Raw genomic sequence first — 18,420 nt, forward strand, 5'->3', positions numbered from 1 at the left:
TTCCTTATATATAATATCTAAAATCTAAATTAATAAACAATAAATTTGACTATCAGTAGTCAACTAAAAATCAAAACCCTAAACTTATTAAAAGTATAAAAAATATAAAAAGTACCGGCACTTAATTAAGTGCCGATACTTTTTTAAAACAACATCCCTATAATTACTACTAATAAAGTAAGAAGAACTAAGAAAGCAGAAAATATTATAACTATACCTTTATCAATATTCTTATTAGCCATTTCTTTATTCTCTGTTTTATTTCTATTCTCTACTAAAACTTTAAGCTCAGGATCTAAAACTAAATTCCCAAAAATATTTTCTCTAAATTGCAATAAAATATTATAACGTTTTAAATCCTCATTAAATTCTATTTCTACAATATCCCCTTTGATATTACCCTCTTCATCTTCTAAAAGTTCAACTATATTCTTAATAATTCCTGTATCTTCATTGAGCTTAACTATAACTTTATCACCTATATTTAATTTACTAGCCTTCTGCCCTTTAACAGGTGAGATAATAGGTAAACAATTAAGTTTAATATCTAAATCAGACCCCTCTGAACTATCTTCTTCATCATCATTTATACCTTTTTTCTCACTTCCTTCTTCTTCAGGATCAGCCATTAAATCAGGATAAAAAGATCCCATTTCTGCTCTACTAAAAAATTTACTACAGATATCAACATCAGTCTGTTCTTGGAGTAAATTTGCTAGCTTTTCCTCGATAATCTCTTCAACCTCATTTTTCTTGGAATTGCAAAGAAGAGAGAATATTTCTTTAGATTTTTCTCCGCTAAGTTCCTCTTTTAACCCATTAATTAAATTAGTTCTTTGGTAATCACCTTCTTTAGTAATTGTTAATAAAGCCTCATCAAAATCTTCATTATTATTAAAAGATAATTCTAATTTAGAAATGGCCTCATTTCCTCCTAAAACCAATTCCACCTTTAAGACCTTTTCCTTATCTTCTTCTAAAAGAAAAGAAAATAGGCCATAGTTCTTAACTCTACTACCATAAGCTAACTTTCCACGAATCAATAAATACCTATTATCTGAAACTGAAGAATTTTCTTCACTTCCTTCTTCAATTAAACCTTCTTCTAAGTGTTCTTTCTTCATCAGCACCAGCCCTTTTAATTTTTTTGTTAAAGAATCACTTAACTTAGAATAAAATTATTCAAGAATTAAAATTGTATCCTGAAGTTAAATGCCCCTTCAACACCTTCAGAATTATTAAATAACCCTTTAAGATCAGAAACACCTACATCTGCTTTAATTGGCCCTAAATAAAAGCCAAACCCTCCTGCCCATTTAGTTCTACCTTCTAATGTTGAATAATTAAAACCTGTTCTTAAAGGCAAAAACCTTAATGGAGCAATCTCAACCGCGGTAGAAAATCTATGATCATTAAGTTGCTGATAATAGTTAGTATAAGAATAATCAGCAAATAAAGTTAACCAACTTCTTTGATCTACTTGCACTCCTAATCTATAAGTAGAAGGAAGAACCCATTCAATCTTCTCATCTCTTTGTTCATTATATACCTCTTCAAATTCTTCAAACTCACCTTCTTCATCAAATAAAGCTTTATATTCAATGTACTCAATTTTATTTGCACTTAATGAACCTATATTCATAGCACTAAATCCGATGCTATATTTGTCATTAAGTCTAGCCCGAGCACCTATATCTAAGGCTGAACCTGTTGCAAAATCGTCTTCAGTACTGCTTCTAACCTTAAATCCACCATCTCCAGTTACAAATTCATTTGCCTTATCACCATAATTAAATTTAATGTTTCCATCGCCTTCAAAATTAAATATCATTCCTTCTAAATAATGATAGGTAAAACCTACATAAAGATCTTGTACTCCCCACTCTTCAATCAAATCTTGAGGTGCTCTTAAAGAAAGATTAAAACCAACATCACCATAAATACCGCCATAACCTTGACTACTATCAAAACTATATTCCTTATCAATCTCGTTACCCTTTAAAATTAATTCGCCAATATCAGGGGCCAACTCCAAAATGGCCTCCCCTTTCACATCAGCAAATAACCCTACAGGGCCAACAATCAACTTCATTCCCGTTCTAGTATCCAAACCTACTAACCAACCATCTTCTATACCAGCTAAAAGATCATCCTTCTCCTCGTCACTAATATAGTCATTGTATAAAAGATTGTTCCATAGCCCAACTTTAGTGCCAAGCTCTAAAGTAAACCTTTCTGAACCAGCGTTAACACCTGCTGGATTAGAGTACAAAGCATCCGCTCCAGTCAAAGTTACAAAATCATCACCAAAAGCTACATTCTTAGCCGTAGAAGCTAAAACTTCTGGGGCTAAAGCTACAAATACCGCCAATACAACAATTAAAGTTAATATTTTATCTCTTTTTAACATACCTTTCACCTCCTATTTATTAAGATCTCTTTGATTTACACTATAAACTAAGCTAGCGCGAAGGTTCTTAATTTGAATATAATCATCTGGATCTAACGTCATCTCACCCTCTGGAATTATAACTTTGGCCCCTACATATAAATTATCTTCTTTAAAACGATTGGCTTCTTTTGTATCAAAGACCACTTCAAAGTTCTCATCATTAGTTCTTCTTTTAAGTTCAACCCTAGTTGCTAGCTTATTTTCTTCTTGATAAAGCTGATCCTTTAACCCATCGTCATCATCATAATTAGAAACACTACCGACATAAAACTCTAAAGTAATTCCAACTGGCAGTTGATTATTTATTTGCCCTCTTAGCCTAGCTGATTTTATCCCTTCTTCTATTATCTCAACCTCATCACTAGTTAAGCTATCCATTTCTTCTGGGTCTAAGCGATGCTCTATATTCTCCTTTAAAGTTAACTGAATTGGAATTTGAGCATTTAAAGAGATTTTAACCTTAGTATCAGAAGTTATTGTAGCCGTACCCTCTGACTTAATACTATAGTCTCCACCATACTTGATAGTATCTACACCTTCAGTAGTTAATAAGTCCAATAAATCACTGTCCTCTGCAGTTAATGATACTTTATCGTTAACTTCTCCTAAATTAAAGCTCTTACCTTCGATTGGATTCTCACCTTCATCATAAGCAGTAAAAGTAACCTCTGATAAATCTAAGCTTATTCCTAAATCTTCTAAACCTTCTAGAAAGAGTTCTAATTCTACATCATCACTAAATTCAACCTTAAATAACTCTTCTGGTACCTCAATGCTATCTTCCTCTATAGTTCCATTTATATCTTCTAAGTCAAATTGAGCTAAGTTGATATCTATAGATGCTATTTGAACATCATTAAACCCACCTATAACATCTATTTTGCTATTAGCACTGTCATAATTTATAGTTCCTTCTGCTAAAAGGCTAGCTTTCACCTTGAACTCTAAATTTTCACCTAAATTAATAGCTTTACCTGCTAGGTTAATTTTCCCGTCTTTAGAGTACAAAAATTGCTCATCATTAATTAGTTCAAAACTCTCTAAGTTAAGCTTAAGTCCTGTTTCTTCTAAACCTACAATATTTAATGCTAAATTTCCACTTGCAAAGCTAATATTTTCTACTCCAGCAGGAAATTCTTCAATTTTTACTGTTTCAGTTATACTGTCATTAATATTATCAATAGCAAGATCAGTTACTTTTTCCACCTCTATATCATCTTCAAAACTAAATTCGATATCTATTTCACCTTGTTCAAAATCTTCGGAAGTTTCTATACTAAATTCAATATCTACTCTATCTCCTAAACTAGCTTCTCTTAGATCCCAATAAGAATATTTTGAATCTCCAGAATTTATTTCTTTAATAGTAACTTTTTCTCCTATAATTTCATCACCAGATTTAAAGGTTAAAGTAAGACTTTTAACCTTTACATTATGTCCTTCACTATTAGTAACAGTTACTTTCATTTTATTTGAATCATTATTACTAAATACTATCTTTTCAAACATAGTAAATTCTATTGAAGAAAAGTCTTCTGGTTGATCATCTAAATCTGATAAACCTTCATCACCAGTCAAACCACCCACTATTTTTATACCCTCAATCGATGGCAACTCCTCAATGGCAGGGACTTCGATTGCACCAAAACTAATAGTGTCATTAAATTCTGGCAAATCCTCTGTAACCTTGTCCAACTCACTTCCAAAATCAACCTCTTCTATCTCATCTTGATAACTAAATTTAACAACTTCCCCACTTAAATCTAAATCATCTACATCCTCTAACATCTCTGCAACCGTCTCTTTCTCATCCCCAATTAGTGGGATATCTAAAGCCAAATCCCAAGCTGGGCCCCAAGTTCCTCTATCATTTTGTGAACACCCTATCAATAATAAAGCAGACAGAAGCCCTATTATTAATAGTTTTAAATTTTTTCTCATTTTTACTCACCCCTTATTGTTTAATATTTATAACCCTAACCCTATAAAACTAATGTAAGCTGCCTTCACGATGTACCACATCATAAGCAAATAAAGCATATCCAATATCTACAACCTTCATTCCTTCTTCTTTAGCTTTTGAGGATATAAACCAGAAGTATCAGGGTAAATACCTAAGTACTTCTTAAAGTCTATCTTTTTTGGCATATTCCCCTCCTAACCTAACTATAAAATTATCTTCTTTAGTTTTTTTATCTAATATTAACACTTATATCTCCAATATATTTATATACTTCTCCAAAAAATTTCATAAACCTTCTTTGGAATTTTAGATACAGCAATAAAACAAAGAAAAAGGGCAAGGGTAGCTTAAGCTACCCTTGCCCTTTTTCTTTGTTCCTTTATCTCTTTTCAATTTCAATGTCAGTATAGAAGTGTTTAATAATATCTATATAACTATGGCCTGCTTCGATCATTGAAGGAACAGCTACCTGATCCATTCCTACGCTATGGCCCCAGCCACTACCATAGAACTTGTATCCTATCAACTCTCCTTGCTGATATTGTGGTTGGATCCAAAAACGATTACTCCTTAATCCCCCAAAACGAGATCGTAAATTATTCCTAAATTCTCTCTCTTCTGATTCACCAACTACTTTTAATGATGTTATACTTCCTGCATAACCTCTAGCCGTTGGAGTTACAGATTTAATCCCTTCAATACCTAGTCTATCCTCTAGATACTCTATAGATACAAACCTCTGCCAGCGATAATTTCTAGCAGGTGTATATTTGGGATTTCCTGAGTAAGATTCTGGTCTCTGCCTTAACCAATCCTTTAACTCCATTGGAGATAGAGGAAATTCTGATTCACCTATATTACCTACACCAGTAGATACCCCCCTTAGATAAGGAACCTTACCACTCCAAACATCTTCACTATTTTCAGTATGGCCTCCAGAGTTGGCGCTATAAACAGCATCAATAGCCCTACCTTTATGGGTTGCAATCTCTCCAACAGTCTCAACTACTGCTTGAGTAGCATTAGGGTGTTCCTTGTTAATCCCTCCGTAAGCAGCAGACATAACAGTGTCACATAAATCATACCCTCTAGCTCTAAATCTACCTAAATTATTAATAGTATAGCTTCTAGCTGCTACTGATTGTACCTTTAAAGGATCTACTCCCCAAGAAGCTGGCATCTCAGAAGGTACAACTGCTAGCAGATACTCCTCTAATCCAACCAAGTTAATAGCTGTAATACCATTATCCCTTGGTAGAAGCTCTAAAGCACCTCGATATTGACGATCCTCTAGACCTCCCCAGTAATATCCTCTACCATAGACTACATTATGAAGTAGAATTGGAGCATATTCCTTAGGACGAATCACAAGTGCTTCATCAAAAGAAATTATTTTTTCTCCAATCTCTAGGTTATACTTTCCATTTACAAAGGTTGCCTTCAATAAGTCTCCCTTTCTCCCTTCATCAATAATCTCTTCATTATATTCAACAACAAAGTCACTACCTACCCTAAAGTAGATCTCTTCTTCTTCATTTTTTATACCTATTCTAATTTCTTCACCTTGAACTTCTAAAGGTTCTATATCTTTAAAAGTTACATTTTCAGGAATCGGTCTTTGGATCTCCTCAGGTAGTACTCTTCTTTCATCTACAAAATACTGAGGGTGTTCAGCCTCTAATATATCTAATATCTCATCGACCTCTCGATCACTTCTATTTTCCGCAGCAGCTTGCTTTAAGCGCTGAGAAGCCCTTGCATAATCCTCTAAATGAAGATAAGCTATACCTCTATTCTTATTAACTCCAACTAAGCTACCATCAATTCTTGTAGCTCTATTATAGGAATTTACAGCTTCTTGATAATCTTCTAAAGCAAAGTACACATCTCCTAATTGACGATATCCAATTGCAAATTCTTCATACTCAAGTGATCTCAATATATAAGCTTCAGCCTTGTCATAGTTGGCCCTTCTACTTTCTGTTAAGCTCAATTGATAATATGAATCCCTTAATACATAGCCTTCTGATTCATCATCATTTACAACTGATTTTAATAATTCCTCTGCTATTAATAACTCATCTAAGTTATAATAGACAGCTGCTAAATCTAACCTATACTTAGGCTGATTATCCAAAATTAAAAGTTCTTTGTACTCATTACGGGCCAACTCATAATTACCTAACTCTTCATAAATCGCTGCTAAGTCTCCTCTAGCCCTCTTATTATTCTCATAGCCTAAGATTTCATTGTACTTCTCTATACTACCATTATAATCACCAGAGTAATATAAATCTCTAGCTTCAACTAAAAGTTCAGAGATATCATACTCTATCTTCTTCTCTGTTAGAATATCTTCTGCTTCTTGTTCACTCTTGACTTCATTTTCTAATTCATCATCCCCCAGGCTTGCCTGAGTATAATAAGCAAATAAACCTGATGTCAAAAATGATATAACAATAACACCAGTCAATAGAATCTTAAAATCTTTATCCTTAATCTCTTTTAGAATATTTTTCATAAAATCACACCTTCTAATTTATAGAATTATTTAATCCTATTATACCGTGCTTAATCACAAGGAGCAATGTTAATTTTAGTTATCACATTAAGTTCAGTTACTAGTAAATAATTGATATTAAAATAAATAAAATTAAATTCTAGAACTTTTTCTTTGTTCCTTTATTTTCTCAAGGATTCTCTCACTAGCTTTTCCATCACCATAAGGATTATTAACATTGGCTATTTTCTTATACTCTTTCTGACTATTTAAGATAGCTTCAACCTCTTTAACTACACCTTCTCTGTCCCGACCAATTAATTTCAAACACCCTGCTTCTAAACCTTCTATTCGTTCAGTATTATCTCTAAGAACCAAAACAGGCTTATCAAGGCTTGGGCCTTCTTCTTGGATACCACCTGAATCGGTTAAAATAAAATATGATTTAGCCATTAAATTTACAAAATCTTTATAGTCTAAAGGTGGTAGTAGATGAACTCTTTCCACATCTTTTAAATAATCTTTAGCAGACTTCTGTATTTTAGGGTTTAAATGCATAGGGTACACAACTTCAACTTCAGCATCTTGTTCAACTATATCCTTAATTGCTTTAAATATTTCTTTCATTGGAGATCCTAAATTCTCCCTGCGATGTAAAGTCAAAAGTATTACCTTCTTAGTAAAATCCACTTTCCTTAAAACTCTTTCATTAAAAGAGTAAGTACTATCAACAGTAGATAAAAGACTATCTATAACTGTATTACCTGTTATAACTATACTACTTTCTGCTATCCCTTCTTTTAAAAGATTACCCTTGTCCTTTAAAGTTGGGGCAAAGTGTACATCAGCCAATCCCCCTACCAATCTCCTGTTAATTTCTTCCGGAAAAGGTGAATATTTATCCTCACTTCTTAAACCCGCCTCAATGTGGGCCAACTTTACTTGATGATAAAAAGCTACCAAAGAAGCCATCAGAGTACTAGTCGTATCTCCATGGACTAAGACTAAGTCTGGAGATTCCTTAACTATAATATGGTCTAATCTATCTAATATTTTAGAAGAAATTGAAGATAGGGTCTGTTCTTTCTCCATAATATCCAAATCATAATCGGTATTTATAGAAAATGTCTTTAAAACCGAGTCTAGCATCTCCCGATGTTGACCCGTTACCGTTACTATAGTTTTGATCTCCTTTTCATTTTTAAGCGCCTTAATTACCGGTGCCATCTTAATCGCCTCTGGCCTCGTTCCAAAGACTGTCATTACCTTTAGTTTATCCATCCCAACCTCCGTATACCTTTTTTATTAGTATATGGAGGTTGGGAGTATTTATACTAGGTGGCTAAAGGAAGAGTCTGGAATCAGGAATCAATGATGTCAAGATATTAAATCAAAGGCTTATCACAGATAAAAAATGATTAAAGCATAAATCCAAAAGATAGGCGCAGACTAAACCTTAGATAAAAGATGACTAAGGTTCGACTAGACCCTTATTAATTTTAATACTAGATTTTATTTTAGATTCGTTTAATTCGTGTTGATTAGTGGCTAACCATTTGACTTTGACCTATGATCTTACTGATTCCAGATTCCTCTAACAGAAATTTCCTATAAAATCTGTTACTGTCTCAACTTTAATATTGGATACTTGGTCATCTGGGCCCTTTAAAACCAGATTGTTACCCTCATATGGGCCAACTTTCTGACTTTGACTATTGCTTAAAGCTATAGTTGGTGTTTTGCTTATGTTTGCTAAAGCCATCGCAGTAATATCATCAGTAATTAATATATCAACTTGCTTTAATAGTTCAATTTGACACTTTAAATCCATCCTTCGCACTAGAGTATGAATCCTCTTATTTCTTTTAGAGCTAATTAAAGCATCTCCTATTCCTTGACCATTAGTAAATACTAATGCATCCTGCTGCAAATTCTCCTCTATCCACTTATCAAGTTGACGATAATCATCCTCACTCCACCCTCCTTCTTTACCTGATGGATAAAGGGCTATTAATGGTGAATTATTAAAAAATTCATTCTTATTACATATATTCTGGACATAGCCTTTGGCCCTTTCCCATTTAGGAAGTGGATACTCTAATTTTTTATTCTTATCTACCCCTATAGTATCTAACAAAGATAAATACTGCCCTAATTTATGTTCACCTTTTCGCGATATAGTATAATTATAAAATAATCTATATAGTCTATCTTCAAACCCTACTCGCTTCTTAACTCGACTTAAAAGGGATAATAGAGAACTTCTAAAGTTTCCTTCCAAATCAAAACCAAGGTCATAGTTTCCTTTTTTTAATTCCTTCTTCAATGATTTAAAGGAGTTTAAAACCTTGATCTTACCACCTTGACGCTCTTCAACAATTCCATTCTTATCAAATAATATAAGTTGATCAAGCAAAGGATGATTTAATAAGATCTCTTCATTCTCCTTTAAAGTCAATAGGGTCAGTGAAATATCTGAATACCCCTTTAAAATATCAAAAATAGGAAGAGTTAAAACCAAATCACTTATTTCACCAAAATTTATTAACAAAACCTTCTTTGCAGTTAAATCCATTTACAAACCTCCAAAAATACATTATTGCCCTTACTTAAGGTAATATTCAAGATAAAAGTTTAGATTTCCTTTATTTCTATTATGAAAATTGCAATATATAATACTAATAAATATAAAAATACAAAGAACCAATGCACAAATTAATCTTATCAAACAAAAAGCAATGAGGATATCCTCATTGCTTTACTTAAAAACCTAAAGCCTTCTTAAACCTACCAAAGACCCCAGACTTTATTTTATATAATATAGGATTAACTTCAACATCCTTGCCTTCTACAACATTTTCTGTATTAACCAAAAATTTTTTATGTCTATCACCAATTAAGCCTTCTAGAGCTTTATAAGATTCTTCCAAACACTCCTTGCGATAGCGGTTAGAATGGAGATCTGACCCTATTAATTGAACAAGATTATGCTCAACTAATATCTCTGCTGTCTCCTTTACTTTAGTACCAAACTGTCCAAGAAGACTTCCACCATTAAGCTGGGCCAACACCCCACCTTCTACCCAATTATAAAGAATATTAGGATCCTCCATAATTTCAAAGTAGCGCTCTGGGTGAGCAATGATTGGTTTATAACCTAAAGCATTTAAATCATAAAGAACATCATCAACATAAGAAGGCATACTTCGCATAGAGAACTCAATTAATAAATACTTAGTACCATTAATAGTAGTCAACTTACCATCCTTAGCTTTCTTAGCTAAGTCAGCTGTTAAGTAGACTTCACTACCGGTCAATAATTCAATCTCTATACCTTCTCGATCAAACTCCTCTTGCAAAGCTACAACCCGATCTTGAAGTTCCTTGAAACTTAATTCATACTCTCCTTCTAAATAATGAGGGGTGGTCACTATCTTAGTAACCCCTTGCCTCATTGCTTCTCGTCCAATTTCCAAAGACTCACTTAAGTCCTTAGCACCATCATCAACGCTTGGTAGTATATGAGTATGCAAATCGATCACCTATTTCACCCCCATTGTTTATTATAAAGTGTACGGTTTTTAATTGATTATCCTTTCAAAGAGTTTCCATAATAATAGTAGTATTGATTGCTACTATCTTTAACTGGACACTTTGTCATTACCACACCAATGAGATTGGCCCTAGCCTTATCTAGTAAATCCTTAGCTTGAGCTACCATCTGTTCTTGAGCTTGATGAGAAGCTACTACAATAATAGTTCCATCAACCTTGCTTGATAAAACAGCAGCATCAGTAACAGCAATGACTGGGGGAGTATCGATAAATAGAATATCTGCTTCCTCTTCGGCTTTATCAATTAAATCATCCATCCTTTTTGAATTTAAAAGTTCAGCAGGATTTGGAGGTGTAGTTCCTGTAGTTATTACTCGCAAATTATCTATATCAGTATCCTTAATCCCCTCTTCAAAGCTTATATCCCCTGTTAAAATATTGCTCAAGCCTTCAAAATTGGTCAAATTATAAAACTTGTGTTGCATTGGCTTTCTCATATCTGCATCAATTATTATTACCTTTTTCCCATTTTGAGCCATTGAAATTGCAAGATTAGCAACAGTTAAAGACTTCCCTTCACTTGGCCCGCTACTGGTTAAAAGAATCTTCTTTAATGGATTATCAGGGCTTAAAAAACTGATATTAGTCCTAATACTTCGATAAGCTTCAGAGGCAGGAGACTTAGGGTTATGATGAACTATAAGCTCATTATTTCTAGTCCTTAGATTTTGCCTACTATCATTCTTTTTCTTAAAAAGATTAAACATTACATATCTCCCCTTCCATAACCTTGGGAATGATCTATCTCACCTAAGTCTGGGGTAATACCTAAGACAGGTAACCCTGTCAACCTTTCAATATCATTTGCATCCTTAACTGTCGTATCTAAAAATTCAATTAAAAAGATTATACCTACAGCTATAAAAATAGCTAAAACAAGAGCTATTGCCATATTCAACTTAATTCGTGGACTAATAGGATTCTCGTTAATTATAGCCTCATCAATTACAATCATATCTGAAGATTGCATCGCTCTTTGGATATTAATTTCTTCTCTACGCTCCATTAACATAGTATAAAGAGTTTCTGCTATCTTAGTTTCTCTTTGTAACCTAGCCAAATCCAGTTCACGCTTAGGTAAAACAGAAACCTTTCCTTCTAAAGAAGCCACTTCATCTTTATAAGCCTCTAATTTTACTTTAGAAGCAATTATTTTAGTTTGTAACTGAATAAAGTCAGCTTCTAAACTTCTATATAATGGGTTAACACTTTCAGTTCGAGAACTGACAATCTCATTTACCTCTTCACCTATTCTACTTTCCAACTCTTTAATCTTAGTTCTAAGTTGTCTAACTTGCGGATGATTATCAGTATAATTCTCCAAAAGCCCTACCAATTCTATCTCCAAATCAGCCAATCTAGCCTTTGAACTTCTAATTATCGGATTCTCAGTAATATTCCTACTTGAGACTATTTGGGCATCCTTTCTCTCTAGATTATTCTCAACTTCAGCCAAACTAGCTTTAGCCTGCTTTAGCTCTACCTCTCCTTCAGCAATCCCCATCTCTAAATTAAATAAACGATTTAAGGATGCTTCACCCTGCTTGCTAGGATAAATTACTCCATGCTCATCCTTATACTCTAAAAGTGAATTTTCTAACCTAATTAAATTATCTTCTACTTCAGTCAATTGATCATTAATAAAATCTGAAGCCCCAGTAAGATTAGCCTGATTTATTCTTTGATTCTCCCTTTGAAAGGTACTCACTAAAGTATTGGCTATCTCCTTGGCTATAACTGGATCTGGATAATCAGCTGTAATCGTTAAAAGATTAGTATCTCCACCACTACTTATGCTAACATTATTTCTTAAAGAGCTAGTTCTAATATATTCCCCACTCTCCTCATCTCTTAAATCTAATTTTTGGATTACACCATCTAATATTCTCCTGCTTTTTAAAATTTGAGTATAAGTAGCAGCTTTATTAGATCTAGAACCAAACCCACCCATCATCCCATCAGTAAATAAAGCTTCCATACCGCCATCCTCTTCTATCATAACTAAGGTAGAAGATTGATAGATTCTAGTCATACGATTACTAAAAACAAAAGATACTATAAGGGCCAAAGCAGCAAAACCTATAATAATCCACTTCTTAGCCCATAATATATTAAAATATTCCCTTAAATCTATCTCTACAAAATCTTGGTTCATCTCTTCCATATCTATCCTCCCGACTTTATACTAGTTGAAAATTGATAGTTGATAATTAATAGTTAAAACCAAATTGTTAATTATCACCTTTGCTGGTTTTTATTATAGCAACCAATATTCTAATTATTTCTCTTGCATCAGATAAAAGACTATCAACCTTATTATATTCTACAAGTTCTGCTGCTACTAATAATTCAAGCCAGTACTCTGTCTCAACAGCCTCCTTTAATGCAATCGATAACTTTGAAATAAAGTCTTTCTTACTCTGCCCTTCTAAACCTTCTCTAATATTGGCACCTACACTGGTTCCAGATTTTAATAATTGTTTACCTATAACATACTCTCTTCTTTCTTCTAAAAACTTATACAATTTTACCACCTTAACAGAAAAATCAAACGCTTTAATATATACAATACTATCTTTTCTGCTCATAATAACCACCCTTTGATTTTAATATTAATTCTAGTGGTTATTATTACCAAACGTTCAACTTTTATTCTTCAACTATCAACTGATCTTCATACTCTTAAACTTTCAATTATCAATTATCCACTCTCAATTTATTAGATCATTTATTTCATTAATTCCACCAACAAAGAAGAATAAATTTCTCCAAAATGACATCCTTCTTGGGTTAAATCTAGACTTATTGATATAAAGAGTAGCACCATCTTCTAAGTTTAAATTATCATCTCCACCCTTTAGAATATCTCTTAAATCTAAGCTTCTACTTTCTCCATTAAGAGTATATTCAATTTTATTAGAAGCCTCTGAGCTAACTCCTCCAGCTTTAGCAATTAAGTCCTTTATACTACTTCCTTCTTTTAAGTCATAACTACCTGAGCTTCTAATTTCACCTAAAATATTAACTTCAATACTATTCTCACCTAAGTATAAGGTGTCTCCAGCTTTAAGAATCATATTATCTATATTATCATTACCTTCTAAGAGATCCTTAAGATTTAGATTATAAGATTCTTCCTTACGATTTAACCTTAAATCTTCTAAGTTGGCACGATTTGTTGGCCCTCCAGCTAAAGAGATTAAATCCAAGACCCGATCTCCACCTCTTATCTCATAACTTCCTGGATTAGCTACCTCACCTAAAAGCCTTACTCTAACTCTTCTATACTCTTTTAAAGTTACATTGACATAAGACCTATCGATTTTGATATAATTAATCAACTCTTCCCATATTAAATCTGTAACTTGGCTAACCTTCAAGCCTTCAACCTCAACTTCACCTAAAAGCGGAAAATTAATCATTCCAGATGGATCAACCCTAACCTCTCTTTGCAGATCATTATGACCCCAGATAGATATGTAGATACGATCATCTACTTGTAACCTATAATCTGCTCCTTCTACTGGAAGAGCAGCTCCTATAATAGTAAAAATAAAAATAAGTATAAGGACCGACTTCTTCATATATAACCTCCTATTAGTTTTATCTATTAATATATATTTAATTAATCTCTTTTTCTAATAACTTTTTAGCTATTATATATATAATTCAACACCCTTATCAATTTATCCTGCTCAAATATAACTTTAGAATACATTACCAATTTAATTATTCCACCATTTAACATTATAACATAAAGGTAGGAAGATTTAAATTGCTATTAGCAATTCAAATTATTGATTAAACTTCGAATATCTTCTTTTCAATATTATCAATCATCTTTTCTAATGAAAAATAATTTTGAGCTATTTCGCTTCTCATTATCAATCATATTCTTAGCTATATCATCTGAATTTTTATTTTCTACTAAACAACTTTTTTCACTATTTATGAATTAGCTAGTATTAATAAAGACCAATAACCTGGCTGCTAATTAATTACTACTATTTAACTAGTATTCTTAGCCCTTAGCACCTTCAACTAAATTATTAATAATTACAACTGCTAAACCTAATATAAACCAAACAGATCTACCAGGTATAGACCGATAAAAATTAGATTCAAAAAACCCTAAGATTACAAAGACCCCTAAGAACACAGCAAAGGTAGATAATACAAATAACTTATAGTAATTCTCTTTTATCTTAGAATAATTAATGTATAAATACTTTAAAATAAAGTATATTAAATAAACAAAACCTGTAAAACCAATAATTCCTGTCTCAGCTAAGAAATTAAAAAAGTTATTATGAGCATGAGAAGTAACAGTAACATAAGGATCGTGATAATAATCTTCATAAACCTCTTTAAAATTACCTAAGCCAACACCATTAATTAGATGGTCTTGAAACATTTCTATAGCTCCTCGCCACAAATAAATTCGTTGTAAATTACTTCGATTATATTCTAAATTAGTAATACTCCTAATTCTACTCTGTATGGGTTCTGAAGCAAATGAAGCTACTAATACAATAATAATCAAAAATATAGGTATCCATTTTTTATCATAAAACCAAAAGGAGAGCACAGAAGAACCTATTAAACCCAGCCAAGCTCCTCTAGTCTGATTATAAATAAGAGTTAAAGAGATAAGAACTAACAATATCCCATACTTAGCCTTATCTTTAAAACCATTACTACCCCATAATAAATAAATTAAAGTGAATAATGAATATATCAGCAATACTGCACCAAAATCAATGGCCATCCAGCCAGAATCAACCCGCCTCATACCCAACTTATAATGCTGCCAAAACAGAGCATAAGAAGCAGATATAACTGTAGAAGCCAACCCAAGATTAAATAACTTTTTAACTGTATTTAAGTTGGAAATATTAGAAACTATTATATAATATAATATAACAGGTAAAAGATAACTAGTTAACTCATCTATACTCTCTGTTAAATTATAACTACCAATGAATGATATCATAGCTGTTATCAAAAATATACTAATCGGTATATTTAATGGATTGTTTTTAATTTCTGTTTCTTTAGTAATGGTCATCTTAATTAACCACCCTAATAATGCCAAACCAAATCCTATACTAGAACCAGCCATAGCCAGCGCTGAACTAAAAGCCATTAACCCCAAACCACCAATAATCAACTTATCTATATAATTAATGACTCCTTCTTTTTTCATAATCATCTCCTTATTATTTGATTTATTATCTTATTTTTTATTATAAATAGAACTCAAAATATTATCTTTATTGATTCGATAAATTTTATTATTTTTAGTTAATCTTTTAATTGTTAAATGATTAATTCTATCTATAAATTCAGACTTTTTAATTTTTGTATGATAGTGCTTGAATAATTTTTTTACAAACAAAATTCTTTCTTGAGCTGTTAATGATTTGGCATCAGTCTGATGAAAGTTAGATAAAGATCGATCATAAAACCTAACTAATGATTCTAATACTACTCTTTTAACCGATATTGGAATCCAATAAATATTATCTACATCAATTAAAACAATTTTATTACTATTAAGATTAATCATAAAATTTTGCAAGCCTGGATCTTGATGGGAAAAATTATTGCCAAGCAACTTTCCCCAGATCTGACCTAGTCCTTTGACAATATTTCTTCTTTCTTTCAAGTTATAATCTTTATTTTTTATATAATCAAATAAACTAATGCCTTCAAACTCCTTAGTAACAAAAATACTATCAGTAATAAATAAATTTTGTTTATATGTTAAAGATAATACTGGTTCAATCACTGGAATATTAGCTGACTTTAATCTAAGTATAGTCTTAAAATGTCTGATTGCTTCTACAGGTCTAAACAAATTTTTAATGACTTTTTTAGTTCTTCTATGCGCATAATATTTTAAATAATAAGCTTGCTTATCAAACTTAAATCTATAAACCTTTCCTTTTTTATCATCCTTAACTAATTTAAATCTATGAGCATTAGTTCTATCTTCAAACCAAATATACTCAATAATCTCTTGGGCTAAATCTTTTTGATAATTATTTTTATAATAAATTTTAATTTTGGAATTATAATTCTCTTGTTCTAAACCCACTATAATATGATCCTTTCCTGTGCAATAATAATAATCTATTTATCTTTTAATTCTTTATATGTTTGATTTAAAATTTTATCATTAAAAATCCACTCTCTCTTCTCCCATTTAAGTAACTTTTTCACTGTCTTTAAATTAATATAATTCATAATTTCTTGAAACTTCTCACCTTTATTATACTTATTTACAACCTGCTTAAAGAAATGAATCCTATCCCTATAACCCAACTCTGTAATTTCAGGTTCATTTAAGGCAGAATATATATGAGCATTAAATTTAATCAAAGCCTTTAAAACTCTCTTCCAAGTAAAAAAAGGAAAGCTTTTAATGTTATCTACATCTACTAAAGATAACTTAATATCATTTTCTTTAAAAGCAATTAAAACATTTGCTAAGCTAGGATCTCCATGATAAAAATTGTTGTTAAGCAATTGAAACCATAATTCTCCTACTCTTTTAAATTGCTTTCTTATTTCTTTATCAGTATACTCATTTTCTATCAAGTTCTGCTTGAAATCTATTCCATCAGCCTCTTCTGTTACAAAGATACTGTCATATGTGAAAAAATTATGTTTATAAGTTAAAGCTAGAATAGGCTTAACTACAGGAATATCATTCATTAATAATTTATTTGAAGTGATAAAACTTCGTATAGCTTCTTCAGGCCTAAATAAATTCTTTATTCTTTTACTCAACTTTCTATATGAATATTTCTTTAAATAATAAACTTTACCCTTAAAATCTAACTTAAAGACTTGACGGTTCTTTTCATCCTTTATAAGATGAAACCCACCTTGAGAATGACAATCACTATTAAAACATTCTATGACTTTTTGATATAGCTTCTTATTAAGATTATCTTGGTAATAAACCTTAATCTTATGATCAAAAGCTTCTTTTTTTAATGACATAAAAATAAAACCACCTTTTGACTTATTAAATTTTCCTCATATCAACAACTATATAAATTTTTTAATCTTCTTTCTAATTCTTCTAATCTTCTTTCTTCTTGCTCTACTCTTTCTCATTAACTCTAACCACTTTTTACTATTTTGAGGTTCATAATTATTAATAAAGATTTCTTCTTCTGTAGCAGTTAATTTAAATCTAGCTAAATCCTTCATCCTAGCCTTGCGACTTAATTTTTTCTTAATCCGACCTCGATTCAAATCGATATAATAAAACTCTGGATTATCTATATTCTTAACCAAGATATTCCCAGCATGAAGATCATAATGAACGACTCCTGCATCATGCATTTTCCTTATATCTTGAGCAATCTGTGGTAAAAATTCTTTAACCTTTTCCCTTAAGGGGTGACCATCATCCTTTACAATATCTAATAAATTATAATTATAATCTACATACTCACAAATAAAGTAACTATATAATATTTTCTTATACTTATCTCTCTTTTCAATTACTGCAATTGGCTTTGGCGTATTAATACCAATCTTCTCTAAGGCCATAGCCAACTTCAATGAACGTATTGCTTTAGACTTTAGGAATCTAAATCGCAATTGATCATATTTTCGAGTTAACTTAAACTTCTTAATTACTACATCTTGCTTAATACCTAAGTTTTCATCTACTGGAATACGAACTAATAGATTACGTTTGTCATAAATAATATCTCCTGAAGCTATTTGATTAGGAATAGACTCTATATACTCTTGAAATTGATTACTCTTCCACTGATCAGCTATCCACAGCAATTGATTATCTGCTGTAATATTCTGATTAATCTTATCTACACCTCTACTCACCTCTTGTAATTTAATATCTACCATC

Annotated in this window: 15 protein-coding genes; all 15 read right to left on the reverse strand. The window is 31.7% G+C overall.

Annotation, left to right across the window (positions count from 1 at the left end):
• Window positions 1-143: 143 nt before the first annotated feature.
• The 15 genes from HALSAC_RS0105375 to HALSAC_RS0105450 all read right to left on the reverse strand — a co-directional run bounded on the left by HALSAC_RS0105375 (window position 144) and on the right by HALSAC_RS0105450 (window position 18,419).
• The gene (locus tag HALSAC_RS0105375) at window positions 144-1,124 is read right to left on the reverse strand and encodes a hypothetical protein (RefSeq protein WP_027339396.1); all 981 of its coding nucleotides are present in this window, start codon (window positions 1,122-1,124) and stop codon (window positions 144-146) included.
• 65 nt (window positions 1,125-1,189) lie between these two features.
• Window positions 1,190-2,410 carry a DUF5723 family protein gene (locus tag HALSAC_RS0105380; protein WP_027339397.1) on the reverse strand — a complete coding sequence of 407 codons (1,221 nt, stop codon included), beginning with the start codon at window positions 2,408-2,410 and terminating at the stop codon, window positions 1,190-1,192.
• A 12-nt stretch (window positions 2,411-2,422) separates the two neighbouring features.
• Entirely contained in the window at window positions 2,423-4,393 is a 1,971-nt protein-coding gene (locus tag HALSAC_RS0105385) for a hypothetical protein (protein WP_027339398.1), read from the reverse strand.
• Window positions 4,394-4,794: 401 nt separating this feature from the next.
• Window positions 4,795-6,936, reverse strand: a complete 2,142-nt coding sequence (locus HALSAC_RS0105395; protein WP_027339399.1) for a SpoIID/LytB domain-containing protein — start codon at window positions 6,934-6,936, stop codon at window positions 4,795-4,797.
• A gap of 132 nt (window positions 6,937-7,068) precedes the next feature.
• Window positions 7,069-8,196 (reverse strand): non-hydrolyzing UDP-N-acetylglucosamine 2-epimerase, encoded by a 1,128-nt coding sequence (gene wecB / locus HALSAC_RS0105400; RefSeq protein WP_027339400.1) that lies wholly within the window; start codon window positions 8,194-8,196, stop codon window positions 7,069-7,071.
• A 313-nt stretch (window positions 8,197-8,509) separates the two neighbouring features.
• Window positions 8,510-9,490 (reverse strand): glycosyltransferase family 9 protein, encoded by a 981-nt coding sequence (locus HALSAC_RS0105405; protein ID WP_027339401.1) that lies wholly within the window; start codon window positions 9,488-9,490, stop codon window positions 8,510-8,512.
• Between the two features lie 187 nt (window positions 9,491-9,677).
• A complete protein-coding gene (locus HALSAC_RS0105410) occupies window positions 9,678-10,457 on the reverse strand; it encodes a tyrosine-protein phosphatase (RefSeq protein WP_027339402.1) in 780 nt (259 codons plus the stop codon).
• Between the two features lie 47 nt (window positions 10,458-10,504).
• Window positions 10,505-11,236, reverse strand: a complete 732-nt coding sequence (locus HALSAC_RS0105415; RefSeq protein ID WP_084804339.1) for a CpsD/CapB family tyrosine-protein kinase — start codon at window positions 11,234-11,236, stop codon at window positions 10,505-10,507.
• Window positions 11,236-12,693 carry a GumC family protein gene (locus HALSAC_RS0105420; RefSeq protein WP_027339404.1) on the reverse strand — a complete coding sequence of 486 codons (1,458 nt, stop codon included), beginning with the start codon at window positions 12,691-12,693 and terminating at the stop codon, window positions 11,236-11,238. Before HALSAC_RS0105420 ends, HALSAC_RS0105415 begins: the two co-directional genes overlap by 1 nt.
• Before the next feature lie 67 nt (window positions 12,694-12,760).
• Window positions 12,761-13,117, reverse strand: a complete 357-nt coding sequence (locus HALSAC_RS0105425) for a four helix bundle protein (RefSeq protein WP_027339405.1) — start codon at window positions 13,115-13,117, stop codon at window positions 12,761-12,763.
• A 123-nt stretch (window positions 13,118-13,240) separates the two neighbouring features.
• Window positions 13,241-14,113: an SLBB domain-containing protein gene (locus tag HALSAC_RS0105430; RefSeq protein WP_027339406.1), complete on the reverse strand. Its 873-nt coding sequence runs from the start codon at window positions 14,111-14,113 to the stop codon at window positions 13,241-13,243.
• 437 nt (window positions 14,114-14,550) lie between these two features.
• Entirely contained in the window at window positions 14,551-15,735 is a 1,185-nt protein-coding gene (locus HALSAC_RS0105435; protein WP_027339407.1) for an O-antigen ligase family protein, read from the reverse strand.
• A gap of 30 nt (window positions 15,736-15,765) precedes the next feature.
• Window positions 15,766-16,629: a lipopolysaccharide kinase InaA family protein gene (locus HALSAC_RS0105440; RefSeq protein WP_027339408.1), complete on the reverse strand. Its 864-nt coding sequence runs from the start codon at window positions 16,627-16,629 to the stop codon at window positions 15,766-15,768.
• Window positions 16,630-16,664: 35 nt separating this feature from the next.
• Window positions 16,665-17,540, reverse strand: a complete 876-nt coding sequence (locus tag HALSAC_RS0105445; RefSeq protein WP_027339409.1) for a lipopolysaccharide kinase InaA family protein — start codon at window positions 17,538-17,540, stop codon at window positions 16,665-16,667.
• Between the two features lie 48 nt (window positions 17,541-17,588).
• Window positions 17,589-18,419, reverse strand: coding sequence for a lipopolysaccharide kinase InaA family protein (locus HALSAC_RS0105450; protein WP_027339410.1), 831 nt, complete (start codon window positions 18,417-18,419; stop codon window positions 17,589-17,591).
• Window position 18,420: the final 1 nt, after the last annotated feature.

Source organism: Halonatronum saccharophilum DSM 13868, from assembly GCF_000517025.1.
GTDB lineage: Bacteria > Bacillota > Halanaerobiia > Halobacteroidales > Halobacteroidaceae > Halonatronum > Halonatronum saccharophilum.